We start from the raw sequence: 12913 nt of genomic DNA on the forward strand, positions 1-12913 counted from the left end.
CTTGCGGCAAGCCCCCGGTCATGCCGCACAATTCACCGCCGCAGCGCCTTCTCCGAATGAGCCTTCTCAGAAAAGGGCGATTCATGTTCGACGTTATTGTTGTCGGAGGCGGTCCGACCGGCATGATGCTGGCCAGTGAATTGCGGCTGCACGGTGTGCCCGTGCTCGTCGTCGAAAAGGAGGCGGAGCCGACCAAGCAGGTCCGCTCGCTCGGTCTACACGTCCGCAGTATCGAAGTAATGGATCAGCGCGGGCTGCTGGAACGATTTCTCGAACACGGTAAGAAATTCCGGTACGGCGGCTACTTCGCCGGCATCGACAAGCCGTGGCCCGATCGGTTGGACACCGCGCATTCCTACATCCTCGGCATCCCGCAGCCGATCACCGATCGCCTGCTGACTGAGCGCGCTGTCGAACTCGGTGCGGAGATCCGGCGTGGAGTCGAGCTGGTCGGGCTGAGCCAGGACGAGGACGGCGTGACCGCCGAGCTGGCCGACGGCACGCAGGTGCACTCCCGGTACCTCGTCGGGTGCGACGGCGGCCGCAGCACGGTGCGCAAGCTGCTCGGCGTCGGCTTTCCCGGCGACGCCGCCACGGTCGAGACGCTGCTCGGCGAGATGGAGGTCGGCGTGCCCGCGGAGACCGTGACCGCGGTCGTGACCGAGATCCGCAAGACCCACAAGGGATTCGGGCTGGGGCCCTCCGGAGAGGGGCTGTGGCGCGTCGTCGTGCCCGCGGCGCAGGTAGCCGAGGACCGATCGGTCCCGCCGACCCTCGACGAGTTCAAGCAGCAGCTGCGGGTATACGCCGACACTGACTTCGGCGTGCACTCCCCGCGCTGGACGTCCCGCTTCACCGACGCGAAACGGCTGGCCGACCGCTACCGGGTCGGCCGCGTCCTGCTGGCGGGCGACGCCGCGCACATCCATCCGCCGCTCGGTGGGCGGGGCCTCAACCTGGGCATCCAGGACGCGTTCAACCTCGGCTGGAAACTGGCAGGCACCGTCGCCGGCTGGGCGCCGGACACCCTTCTCGACAGCTTCGAGACCGAGCGGCGCCCGGTGGCCGCCGATGTCCTGGACAGCATCCGGGCGCAGGCAGAGCTGCTGAAACTCGAGCCGGGTCCCCAGGCGGCACGCCGGCTGCTGTCCAGGCTGATGGACTTCGAAGAGGTGAACCGGTACCTGATCGGAACGGTCACCGGGATCGAGGACCACTACGACTTCGGAGCGGGGCACGCGCTGCTCGGCCGGCGGCTGCGGGACATCGGGCTGAAGCGGGGGCGCCTCTACGGGCTGATGCACGACGGCCGCGGGCTGCTGCTCGACCAGACCGGCCAGCTCTCGGTCGCCGGATGGGACGACCGGGTCGACCACGTGGTCGACGTCAGCGAGGAACTGGACGTGCCGGCCGTGCTGCTGCGGCCGGACGGTCACGTGGCATGGGCCGGCGGCGAGGGTCTCTCCGTCGCCCTCGAGCGCTGGTTCGGCGCCGCCACCGGCTGAGCGATAGCGTGCGCGCCATGTCGCTCCTCGTCGAGATCCATGTGCCGCTGATCGAACCGGAGGACCCGCCGGACGGACCCGCCTTTCCCTGGATCGACGTGGTCGACGAGTTTCTGTGGGAGCTGGAGGAGTCCGGCGAACTGGAGGTGTACGACGACGGCGAGCAGGACGGCGACGTCTACGTCTTCTTCGTCGCCGGTGCCGGGGAGGACGCTCTGCTCGCCGCGGCGTCCCGGGTCGTCGCCTTGGACGGCGTACCCGCGGGAGCCGTCGCGTTCGTCACCGACGACCGGGCCGAAGAATTCGGCCTCGGACGTCGCGTCGAACTGCCGGTGCCCTAGTCCGGCGGTGCGGCCGGCGACGTCTGACGCAGGGTGTAGATGTACGCGGCCACGGGGCGGCCGTCGTCGCGTCGGGTGGCGGCGAGCACGCGGCGGTATCCGTCACCCTCGAACGCGTCGAGACGGTCCCAGTGCTCGCTGAGCACCGGCGACGAGAAGAGCATCCCCGGCACGTCGGGGCCGGAGTCGTCCAGGAGGATGCCGGGGTAGCCGAGATCGGCTCCCCAACCCTCCTCCCGGAGATGCCCCCGGACCGTCGCGGGCTCCCACATGCCGGGGACGTCCGCCAGAACGTGCTGGTTGGGCCGGCCCGGAGCCAGACTCCCGTAGACAAAAAGCCGGTCAGTCATCCCGAGAGCTCCACGGCCGCCATGTTAGGACGGCGTGATGTTCAGGCGCGGCCAGGTGCTCAGGTCAGTCAGCAACTGACGGTCGTGGGTGGCAACAACAACCGCGGCGGACGTCGTCCGGAGCGCCGCCGTGAGCTCGTCGACCAGCGTCGCCGACAGGTGGTTCGTCGGCTCGTCAAAGAGCAACAGGTCGGGCCGCCCCGCTAGGTGCACGGCCAGGTCCAGGCGCCGTTGCTGGCCCTGCGACATCCGCTCCACCGGCGTCCGCAGAGCCTCGCGGTCGAGCAGGCCGGTGGCGCTCAGCGGCACTAGGTCTGCCTCCCCGATTCGACCCTCGGCGAGCAGACGGCCGACGTGCTGCTCGTAGACCTGCCGTGCGGTGGTGCCGTTCGGCCAGTGCGGCACCTCCTGGGTCACCAGCGCGATGCGGGCGGCCGGGGCACGGTGGACCGTGCCGCTGGAGGGCCGCACGGTCCCGGCGAGCACCGACAGCAGCGTGGACTTGCCCGCCCCGTTCGGGCCGGTGATCAGGAGCCGGTCCCCGCCCTGAAGGCTCAACGTCAACGGTAGGGTCAGACGATCTGCGACCCGCACGTCTTCAGCCCGCACCACCGCAGTGCCCTTGCGCGTGGCCAGGTCGGGCCACCGTAGCGACAGCGGCGGCTCCGGAACCGTGATCCGGTGCGCCTCCAGCGCGTCCCGTTCGCGGTTCAGTGCCTGCACCACACCCGGTGCCCGGGACTGGCGCTGGTGCTTACCGGTGCCCTTGTCCGGACGCCAGCCGGTGCTGAGCCGGTCGCGGGCCTCCGCCACCGCCGTGGTGAGACGGCGGTGCTCAGCCTGCTGGGCCTCGAAGTCCTGAATCCACCGCTGGCGGTCGCGGCGACGTCCGTCCTGCCAGGCGTCGTAACCGCCGGCGTACAGGTGCGCCGCGCCGTCCTCGCTGGGATCCAGGTCGAGGAACGCGGTCGCGACGTCGCGCAGCAGCGCCCGGTCGTGGCTGACCAGCGCGAGCCCGCCCGGATGCGCACGGAGCCGCTCGGTGAGGAACGCCAGGCCGTCGGCGTCCAGGTGGTTGGTCGGCTCGTCCAGCAGCAGGACGTCGTGCGGCGCGCCGAGCAGGCACGCCAGGCGCACCCGGTAGCGCTGCCCGACCGAGAGCGTGCTCAGCTCCCGCGAGCGGTCCGTGCAGGCGTTCAACGCCTCCAACGCGACGTCGACGCGGCGGTCGGCGTCCCAGGCGTCCAGCCGGGTCGCGGCCTCCAGCGCCGCGGCGTAGCGCTCGTCCGCGCCGTCCGCCCCTTCGGCGAGGCCGGCGGTCGCACGGTCGAACGCGTCCAGCGCGGCGCGCACGCTGAGCAGCGCCTGGTCGGTGAGCGTGCCCACGGTCAGGCCCGCACCGGCGGGCAGGGCTTGCTCGGCCAGGCCGACCGTGCCGACCCGGTGCACCGAACCGGCGTCTGCGGCCACGAGACCGGCCAGGACGTGCAGCAACGTCGTTTTACCGCGCCCGTTCTCCCCGACGATCGCCAGGCGGGACCGCGGGGAGACCGTGACGGAGACGCGGTCGAGGACCTGTCGGGCGCCGCGGACGACGCTGACGCCCTCGGCGCGCAGGTGCGCGTGTTCGCCGGCGGGGAGTTCGAAACGGGCAGGCAGAGGAAGAACAGACACAGAGGTGCTCCGCAGCTCAGGGTTGAGCCGGGCAGCAGCAGAAAGCCGCCCGGCAGGACGCCGAGACGGCGGGCAGAAGGGGAAAGACCGCTCGTTGCGCCGCCGTCAGCGGCGGGTGCGGAGCCTCATCGACGCCATGCCTCTGTACATGGCCACGACGGTACCTCAGCCGCACCGGCAGCGACCACTGGTTTACAGGCGCGCGCGGCTCTGTCACCATGACCGACCGATGGCTACTTCCTTCGCACCGGGAACGGAGGTTGCTCCGCTGGTCCGCGCATGAGCGCACCCAGCGCGGAGCACTCCGCGACCCTCTCCCCGGAACACGCCCACGCGCTGGCGATCGGCCTGCGGTACGGCGTCCCGGAGTCCCTCGTCACTGCCGTACGGTCCGCCCGCGACGGGCGCGGCGCGTGCCGCGCCGCGGCGGTCGACGTCCGGTTCGACCTTCGAACGGTTCGACACGCATTCGGGCGCGAGATCCGCGACCACCTGTGCGACGACCTGCATCATCTCGCTCCGGACGCGCTGCGTCGTCACCTCCCCCGCCAGGTCCACGGGGCCGGGTGTCTGCGGGCCGGGCTCGTCGTCGCGCTCGCCGACTACGGTCCGACGACGCTCGTCGCGCTCACACCGCCGGAAGCGCTGGCGGCCGGCGAACGCATCCAGCTGGCGCTGCGCCCGCACGCCGATCCGCGCTACCGCCTGGACCGGCACCGACACCACTGGGACACCCGGGGTGCGGCACCTGCCGCGCGGCACGACCCGGACGACATCACTCGCCTCCAGGACGCCGGTGACGTACGGGCCGCGTGGACCGCGGCCGGCATCGCGATCGACGGACCGGAGGCGGCGCTCGACCGGCTCGCCGCCGTGCCGGTGAACCTGCCGGCCCTCCGCTCCGAGGCCCGGCGCTGCCACCCCGGCGCCGACACGGTCGTGTTCCTGCCCGGCCGCCGCCTCGCGGTTGTGCTGTCCGGCCTGGACGGCCCGACGGTCACCGCGATCGTCCTGCCCACGGGGCGCGCGGCTGGGCTGCCGGTGTTGCCGGAGGCGGCGTGGGCGCGGCCGGTCGCGGACGAGTTGGTGCGGCTCGGGTACCTGCGGCGCGACGCCGAAACGGCCGTCCCGACGCGACTCCGCGTGTCCTGCGGTGGCCGCGCTCATAGCGTCCGCCTGGAAAACGGTCAGTGGCAGGCGGCGGATCACACGCCGGAGCAGATCGCGCGCGAACGCGCGCTGGCCCGGCTCGGCGGGCCGCTCGGCGGCTGCCTCCGGGTGATCGAGGAGCGTGCCGCCGACGTCGAGACGGCCCGCGACGTCGACCGCTACCTGCAGCACGGCCGGGTCACCGACGCGCAGGCGGTGGTCACCGCGCGGCTGGGTGCGGCGGTGACCGTCGAGTCGCTCGCGCCGGAGCCGTTCGCCCGGCTGCGTGAGGCGACCCTCCGCTACCGGCTGCACCTGGCGGGCCTGCCACCGCTCGTTCCCGCACCACCGCACACCATCCGCCCGCCTCGAAAGGGGGCCCGACACCACCAGGTGATCCGATGACATTGCAGCTCGCCGACCGCCTCCTCGACCTCACCCGCGCCCGGACGACGGTCCCGGACCGGGATCCCGCGCTCGAAGCGCTCGCCCTCGCCGTCGCCGCGAACCTCCCGGTGTTGCTGTGGGGGCAGCCGGGGATCGGTAAGTCCAGCACGATCGAACAGTTGGCCGGCGACTTCGGCGTCGGGCTGGAGACCGTGATCGCCAGCGTGCACGAGCCGTCGGACTTCTCCGGGCTCCCGATCGTCGGGCCCGACCCGGCCCGCAACGGCGTCCCGATGGCACCGCCGGACTGGGCCGTCCGCCTGCACCGCACCGGCAGCGGCCTGCTCTTCCTCGACGAGTTGTCCTCGGCGCCGCCCGCGGTCCAGGCCGCGTTGCTGCGTGTGGTGCTGGAGCGGCGGGTGGGCAGCCTGGCGCTGCCGCCCGGGGTGCGGATCGTCGCGGCCGCGAACCCACCGGACACCGCGGCGGGCGGGTGGCAGCTGGCCGCGCCGCTGGCCAACCGGTTCGTCCACCTGAGCTGGCAGCACGACCCGCGGATCGTCGTGCGCGGGCTCGGCGGCGAATGGCCACGCCTGCGGCCACCGACGCTGCGGGCGGACGCTTTCGAGGCGGCTGTCCGGCGCGCGAGGGCCGTGGTCTGCGGGTTCCTCACCGCGCGGCCCGACTACGCCCACCGGTTGCCGACCCGCACCGAGGCGCGGGGTGGCGCGTGGCCGTCGCCCCGGACCTGGGACATGGCGCTGCGCCTGATGGCGTTCACGTTCGCCGCCGACGGCGGTCCGCTCGACGACACGCTCGCGCTCCTGCTGCGGGGGACGCTGGGCGACGGCGCCGGGCTGGAGCTGATGGCCTACCTGGACCGCGCCGACCTGCCCGACCCGGAGGACCTGCTCCGCGATCCGTCCGGATTCGCACCACCGCACCGGGGCGACCTCGTCAACGCCACGCTCACCGCAACGGTCGAGGCCGTCCGGGGCCGCTGCACGCGGGAACGGTGGGACGCCGGGTGGGCGGTGCTCGCGCACGTCGCCACGGTCGCACCGGCCGACGCGCTGGTGGTGCCGGCGACCGAGCTGGCCGCGCTCCGCGACCCGGACTGGCCGCTGCCCGAGACGCTCGACCGGTTGCAGCCGGTCCTCGACGTCCTGGCGCGGGCGTGAGCGCGATGGACGAGACGAAGCTGCTCGCCGCCCGCCACCGGGCCGCGACCGCACGCCCGTACCTGGCGTCGGCGCTGTACGCGATGGCTGTGGTGGCCGATCCGTCGGTGCACACGATGGCCGTGGACCGGTGGTGGCGCTGTTACGCCGCGCCCGCGTTCGTCGCCGCGACGCCGATCGAGGAACTGGCGGGGGTGTGGCTCCACGAGGTGTCCCACCTGCTCCGCGACCACCACGGCCGGGCCGACCGGCTGGCCGCGAACCCGACGGCCGGGGTCCCGACGGCCGGGGTCCCGACGGCCGGGGTCCCGACGGCTGGGAACCCGACCGCTCGGGACCGGCGCGCGGCGGAGGCGCTGCGGCTGAACCTCGCGATGGACTGCGAGATCAACGACGACCTGATCACCGACGACGACTCGGTCGCCGACGACGGCATCCGGCTGCCGGACGGGGCGGTGACTCCGCAGCGACTCCGGCTACCGCAGGGGCTGCTGTTCGAGGAGTACGCCGCGCGGCTGCCGCGCACCCTGCTGCACGGTCGCCTGGTGTGGACCGAGTGCGGCTCGGGCGCGCACGGCGTCCCGGCGCCGTGGGAGCTCGGGCCGGACGGTGCGGACCCGCTGTCCGGGGCGGCCGCGGCCGCGGTGCGGCACCGGGTCGCCGAGCAGATCCGCCGCGGCCGGGGCTCGGTGCCGCTGGGCTGGCGGCGGTGGGCGACCGGCGGCGGACCGGCCCGGGTGGACTGGCGCCGGGTGCTGCGGACCGCGATCGGGGGTGGGCTCCGCCACGTGGGCGGGCAGGCGGACTACAGCTTCCGACGTCCGGGACGGCGGGGTGCCGCGCTGGCCGGAACCGTGGTGCTGCCCGGGCTGGTCGCGCCCGCACCGGCGGTCGCGATCGTCGTCGACACGTCCGGGTCGGTGAGCGACGAGGAGCTGGGGCTGGCGCTGGCCGAGACGACCGGGATCATCAAGGCCGCCGGGGCGAGCGGTGGCCGGATCCGGGTCTACAGCTGCGACGCGACGACCCAGACGGCCCAGAACGTGTGCGCCGCCGAGCAGGTCACGCTGCGCGGTGGTGGCGGCACCGACATGCGGTCCGGGATCCGTCGCGCGCTCGCGGACGCTCCGCGGCCGGACGTCGTCGTCGTGCTGACCGACGGGCACACGCCGTGGCCGGCGGCTCCTCCGCCGTGCCGGGTCGTCGCCGGGCTGTTCGGGCCGGCGCCGGAGGAACGGACCCGCAACCGCCCTCCGGAATGGATCGAGACCGTGTCGATCACCGACGGTTGACAGCGGCGGGGAGAGCTAGCAGTTGTTGCTCTTCGCCCTGGTCGTGTACTCGCGGTCGTCGGTCGTGATGCCGGACGGGACGCCGTCGAACCAGGTCTCGACCTTCTCCCAGCCCCGGCGCTGCTCGTAGTGCAGGTGCGGCGCACCGGAGTTGCCGGTGCTCCCCACCTTCCCGATCTGCTGCCCCTGCTCGACCCGGTCACCCTCGCGGACCAGCGGTGGTTCGAGCAGGTGCAGGTACTGGGTCTCCCACTTGCCGCCGTGGTCGATCGTCACCCAGTAGCCGCCGCCGCGTCCGCGCGGCCCGTCCGGGTTCTCCGGTGTCCGGCCGCCGAGCGTCCCGTTGATCCCGGCGGTGCTGACCGTGCCCGCGGCGGACGCGAGGACCGGCCGTCCCCAGGCCTTGCCCTTGGTCGGGAACAGGTCGACGTCGTAGTCGTCGTGGCCGGGGTAGGTGCCGAGTTGCCAGGTCTCCCCGCAGGCCACCGGCAGCTGGAACGCCGGACGGGGGCCGGGCGGCCGGACGATCGGGACGACGATCACGGCCGCCGCGATCAGCACGGCGAGTACTCCGAGCCCGACGACGACGCCGACGACACCAACGCGAATTCTGGCGGGCCGAGCGGTCGTCACGGCCCGAGCATCGCAGGCGTCGGCAACGTACCCGGTGTGCCCCCCGGGCGGCGAGGCCGAGCAGCGGCTCCGTTGGCGACGCTCTGTTACCGGCCGGACGCCGTGTCCGTCGGCGCGGCAAGCGTCCAGATGTTTGCCGCGGGCGACCCTGACGTCAACAATTTCCCACGTCAGGAGGTTTCGATGTCGTTCACGCCGTTCCTCATACCGGTGCTGCTCGGCCTCATCGTCGGTGCGGTACTGCACTTCTCGATCCGGTCCGGCCAGGAGCGGCGCGCCTGGGGCGACCGCCGGTCGGTCCTGTCCGCCGCGGATCGCCGGGAGATCCGGCAGTCGCTCCGGCACGGACGCCCGGTGAGCGACCGTGCGCTCGCGGTGCCCGCGATCCGGTTCGGCGAGGAGGTCGCGGCGTCGAACGGCCGGGCCCGGTTCTGGATCTCTCCCCCGCGGTGGATCTGGATCGCCGGCCGGATCTTCTTTCCGACGCTCGGCGCCCTCGCGCTGGTGATCGGCCTCGTCGACGGCGACCGGGGCACGGTGGCCAGCGGCGTCGTCCTGCTGGCGCTGACTGTGCTGTACCTGCCGGTCACCGTCCGCTGGACGGTGGCGCGCCGGGAAGCGAACGAGCGTCAGCTGCGCACCTCGATCGAGGCCAACCGGCTGCTCGCCGCCTCCTGACGCCCCGGCCTCAGCCGGGCGGGGTCGCCAGGCCCAGCACCCCGTCGATCCGCTCGAGCAGCGCGGCCCTGGTCACCGGCTTCTCGATGAACACGACGCCCTCCGCGACCCCGTCGGCGGTCGCGAGGGCGCGGGCGTAGCCGGACATGTAGACGACCTGGATCGCGGGACGAACCGCGCGGACCGCCTCGGCGGTCTCCGGCCCGGACATACCCGGCATCGAGACGTCGGTGAGCAGCACGTCGACGTCGGTGCCGCGTGCCTGCTCCACGGCGTCCTCGCCGGACGTCGCGATCACGACCTGGTAGCCGCCGCGCCGCAGCAGCAGCCCGGCGAGTTCGCGCAGGTCCGGCTCGTCGTCGACGACCAGGACGCGGTAGCCGGTCCGGCGGCCCGCCCGGTCCACCGGCCGGGCGACGGGGTGGGCGGGCGCGGCCGGGCGAGCCTTCAGCGCGGGCAGCAGGACCCGGACGGTCGTCCCGACCCCCATCTCGGACGCCAGCCGGACCGTGCCGCCCGCCTGCTGCACGGTGCCGTGCACGGTCGCGAGGCCGAGCCCGGTGCCCTGCCCTTCGGGCTTGGTCGTGAAGAACGGCTCGAACGCCCGCTCGACGACCTCCGGCGGGATGCCGGTGCCGGTGTCCCGCACCTCCAGACACAGGTAGACGCCGGGCGACACGCCGGCCGACCGCGCCTCCTCGTCGATCAACCGCACGACCCTCGTGGTGACCGTGATCGTGCCGCCGTCGGGCAGCGCGTCCCTGGCGTTGATGGTCAGGTTGAACAGGACCTGTTCGAGCGTGCCGCGGTCGGCCAGCACCCGGGCGCCGGGCGCCGCGAAGTCGGTCCGGAGCGTCACCCGCCCGCCGAGGCTGTGGCTGAGCATGCGGGTGGCCTCGGCAACGACCTCGTCGAGTTCCACGGGTTCGGCGTGCACGACCTGCCGCTGCCCGAACGCCAGCAGGCCCTGGGTGAGCTGGGCGGCGCGTTGCCCGGCTTCCCGGATCCGGGCCAGGCCCGCGCTCAGCGCCACCCGCGCGTCGGGGTCGTCGAGCGACGGCAGCGCCTCGACGTCGTCCTCCAGGACCTCGACCTGGCCGAGCATGATCCCGAGCGTGTTGTTGAAGTCGTGGGCGATGCCCGCGGCGAGCTGCCCGATGCTCTCCAGGCGGCGCGCCCGGTCCAGCTCGGCCTGCATGCGCTCGCGTTCCCGTTCGGCGGCGACCCGGGCGGTGATGTCGTGGACCGTGGCCGCGATCAGGATCCCGCCGCCGGTCTCCAGCGCGGCCAGCGAGATCTCGGCCGGGAACTCCGAGCCGTCGCTGCGCCGGGCGCTCAGCCGGAGGCCGTGGCCCATCGGCCGGGTCCGCGGGTCGTGCAGGTACCGGTCCCGGTAGGCGACGTGGGCGTGCTGGACGGATTCCGGGACGAGCAGCTCGATCGGGCGGCCGATCAGGGCGTCCGGCGCGTACCCGAACAGGTGATCGGCTTGCCGGTTGGTCATGACGATCGAGCCGGTGCCGTCGACCCCGACGATCGCCATCGTCGTCGCGTCCAACAGCCAGCGGAACCGTTCCGCGCTGACCAAACCTGGATCACCGGGCATGGACCCCTCCCACCGGGTTCCGGGCGGCCGCGTGAGCGGCCGGGAGCGTGAACGCGAACGTGGAGCCGGGGCCGTCGCGGTTGTCCCGGACCGTGAGCGTTCCCCCGTGCCGCTCCACGATCCGTTTGCAGATCCCCAGGCCCAAGCCCGTGCCGCTGTACGGCGCGGAGCGGTGGGCCCGGTGGAAGTTGTCGAAGATGCTGTCGTGGTGACCCGCCGGGATCCCGATCCCGTTGTCGGTGATCTCGACGCAGACCGCGCCGTCGCCGAGCAGCGTGGACGCGATCCGGATCTCCGGTGTCACGCCGGGCGCCGTGTACTTGATCGCGTTGCTGATCAAGTTGTCGAGCAGCTGACGCAGCAGCACCCGGTCGCCGCGCACCGGGTCCAGCGCCCCGAGGTCGAACCGCGGTGCGGGGCGGTTACCGCTGTAGGCCTGATCGATCCGGGCGACGACGATGTCCGACACCACCTCTCGCAGGTCGACGTCGGTGGCCGCCAGCGCGGAGTCCCGGGCGAGCGTGTACGCCAGCAGGTCGTCGATGAGCGCGCGCATCCGGGTGGCCGCGCGCCGGATCCGGGTCACTCCGTCGCTGGTCGCGGCGACCGCCGGGTGCTCGGGTGCGTCCGCGAGCAGTTCGACGACGGTCTCCGACCAGCCCTGCACGGTGGTGAGCGGGTTGAGCAGGTCGTGGGCGACGATCCCGGCGAACGACGCCAGCTCGTCGCGGTGACGCCGCTCGTCGGTCACGTCGTGGAAGATGCTCACCACGTACCGGTGGCCGTCGAGGTCACCCGGGATCGGAGTGGCGCTCACGTGCAGCACCCGCCCGTCGACGCCCGCGTCGGTGCGCACGACGACGTCGGTCGTCTGCCGCTGGCCGGTCGCCAGCGCCCGCCGGTACGGCAGCTGGTCGGGTTCCAGCGGCGTGCCGTCCGGGTGGAACAGGCCCGCGGGCGGACCGTGCGGGACCGTACCGAGCAGCCGGCCGGCCGCGGGGTTGCGCAGCAGGAACCGTCCGTCGGGGTCGGTGACCGTCAGCCCCTCGGACATGCAGTCGACGATCGCGGTCAGTAGCCGAGCCTGTTCGGTCGCGGCCCGTTCGGAACTGCACAGGTCGGCCAGCAGCCGCACCCGCTCGTCGCGGCTGAGCGCCAGCACCAGGCCGACGATCGCCACCATCCCGACGAACGCCTGCGCCACCAGCACCTGCACGGTGTGCGACGCGATCGTGGCGAACGGCCCGTCGCCGTGCAGCGTGAACAGGACGGTCAGCGACCCGAACGCCAGCCCATGGACCGCGACGAACAGCGTCGGCAGCCGCAGCCCGGCCCAGACCGTGACGACGAGCAGCGGAAACGCGAGCGGCAGCCCGTGCGTGATCCCGAACGCGACGACGTACGCGGCCACCGAGACGATGACCACCGCGGCGTACTCGGCCCGCCGGGACCAGGCGCGCCCCGCCCAGGTCCGCGACCGGCCGCGGCGGTCGAGGAGCGGAAGCACCCGGAACGCGACGCTGCTGATCACCAGCACGCTGACGACGTTGCGGGTCACCCAGACGGCGGTGACCGGCCAGGAGTACTCGCCCTCGACGATCCAGACGCCGGTCGGGCCGATCAGCGTGCCGCAGGCCGTGCTGAGAACGGCCGCCGCCACGAGGGTCCAGAGATCGCCGAGACGGGTCAGCGGTGGTTCGCTCCCGGGCGCCCAGCGGTCGGGCAGCCGACGCCGGAGCAGGGCCGCGAACACGACCGCCTGCACCAGGTTGGCGACGACGAGGAACACCGCGAGCAGGGGCGAGCTGCCGGTGGCGAGGTTGACGACGAGCACGGCCAGGGCCAGCGTGGTCCCGTCCACCCACCGGTGCGTCGGGCCGCGGAGGACGAACCAGACCGCGGCCACGCCGGTGGCGGGCGACACCAGGCTCAGGTCGGCGTCGTCCATCACCGCCAGCCGGCCGAGGTAGGCCGCGGCCAGGTACGCCGCGGCGAACCCGAACGTGCGCCCAACCGCACGAGGCAGTGTCACGACCGTCCTTCGCCTACGGAGCTACTGGCGTGTCCTGTTTCATCGACCACGCGGGCGGCGTTGTGAGGATTCCCGGCCCGGCCGA

11 protein-coding genes are annotated in these 12913 nt (G+C 73.2%); 6 read left to right on the forward strand and 5 right to left on the reverse strand.

Features of this window, described 5'->3' with window-relative positions; all coding sequences use genetic code 11:
* The first annotated feature begins 83 nt into the window (after positions 1–83).
* Both rox and BUB75_RS43050 read left to right on the forward strand, forming a co-directional pair.
* The gene (gene rox / locus BUB75_RS43045; protein WP_073266517.1) at positions 84–1505 is read left to right on the forward strand and encodes a rifampin monooxygenase; all 1422 of its coding nucleotides are present in this window, start codon (positions 84–86) and stop codon (positions 1503–1505) included.
* A gap of 17 nt (positions 1506–1522) precedes the next feature.
* A complete protein-coding gene (locus tag BUB75_RS43050; RefSeq protein ID WP_073266518.1) occupies positions 1523–1846 on the forward strand; it encodes a hypothetical protein in 324 nt (107 codons plus the stop codon).
* On the opposite strand, the gene BUB75_RS43055 is transcribed toward BUB75_RS43050, so the two are convergent.
* Positions 1843–2196 (reverse strand): gamma-glutamylcyclotransferase family protein, encoded by a 354-nt coding sequence (locus BUB75_RS43055; RefSeq protein ID WP_073266519.1) that lies wholly within the window; start codon positions 2194–2196, stop codon positions 1843–1845. The two genes, BUB75_RS43050 and BUB75_RS43055, sit on opposite strands and share 4 nt — an antisense overlap.
* Before the next feature lie 24 nt (positions 2197–2220).
* Positions 2221–3870 carry an ABC-F family ATP-binding cassette domain-containing protein gene (locus BUB75_RS43060; protein WP_073266520.1) on the reverse strand — a complete coding sequence of 550 codons (1650 nt, stop codon included), beginning with the start codon at positions 3868–3870 and terminating at the stop codon, positions 2221–2223.
* A 279-nt stretch (positions 3871–4149) separates the two neighbouring features.
* On the opposite strand from BUB75_RS43060, the gene BUB75_RS43065 reads away from it, so the two are divergent.
* The 3 genes from BUB75_RS43065 to BUB75_RS43075 are packed head-to-tail and all read left to right on the forward strand — an operon-like array spanning position 4150 to position 7879.
* Positions 4150–5424 (forward strand): hypothetical protein, encoded by a 1275-nt coding sequence (locus BUB75_RS43065; RefSeq protein ID WP_073266522.1) that lies wholly within the window; start codon positions 4150–4152, stop codon positions 5422–5424.
* On the forward strand, positions 5421–6587 hold the full coding sequence (locus BUB75_RS43070) for an AAA family ATPase (RefSeq protein ID WP_073266524.1): 1167 nt from the start codon (positions 5421–5423) through the stop codon (positions 6585–6587). The genes BUB75_RS43065 and BUB75_RS43070 overlap by 4 nt, the downstream gene beginning before the upstream one ends.
* A gap of 5 nt (positions 6588–6592) precedes the next feature.
* A complete protein-coding gene (locus tag BUB75_RS43075; RefSeq protein WP_073266573.1) occupies positions 6593–7879 on the forward strand; it encodes a vWA domain-containing protein in 1287 nt (428 codons plus the stop codon).
* A gap of 15 nt (positions 7880–7894) precedes the next feature.
* Here the strand turns inward: BUB75_RS43075 and BUB75_RS43080 are convergent, their stop codons facing one another.
* The gene (locus tag BUB75_RS43080) at positions 7895–8512 is read right to left on the reverse strand and encodes a M23 family metallopeptidase (protein ID WP_073266526.1); all 618 of its coding nucleotides are present in this window, start codon (positions 8510–8512) and stop codon (positions 7895–7897) included.
* A gap of 183 nt (positions 8513–8695) precedes the next feature.
* Between BUB75_RS43080 and BUB75_RS43085 the strand changes: the two genes are divergently transcribed.
* Positions 8696–9190, forward strand: coding sequence for a hypothetical protein (locus BUB75_RS43085; protein ID WP_073266528.1), 495 nt, complete (start codon positions 8696–8698; stop codon positions 9188–9190).
* 10 nt (positions 9191–9200) lie between these two features.
* Here the strand turns inward: BUB75_RS43085 and BUB75_RS43090 are convergent, their stop codons facing one another.
* A complete protein-coding gene (locus tag BUB75_RS43090; RefSeq protein ID WP_073266530.1) occupies positions 9201–10796 on the reverse strand; it encodes an ATP-binding protein in 1596 nt (531 codons plus the stop codon).
* On the reverse strand, positions 10786–12828 hold the full coding sequence (locus tag BUB75_RS43095) for an ATP-binding protein (RefSeq protein WP_073266532.1): 2043 nt from the start codon (positions 12826–12828) through the stop codon (positions 10786–10788). Before BUB75_RS43095 ends, BUB75_RS43090 begins: the two co-directional genes overlap by 11 nt.
* Between the last annotated feature and the right edge of the window lie 85 nt (positions 12829–12913).

The organism is Cryptosporangium aurantiacum, from assembly GCF_900143005.1.
GTDB classification, from domain to species: Bacteria; Actinomycetota; Actinomycetes; order Mycobacteriales; family Cryptosporangiaceae; genus Cryptosporangium; species Cryptosporangium aurantiacum.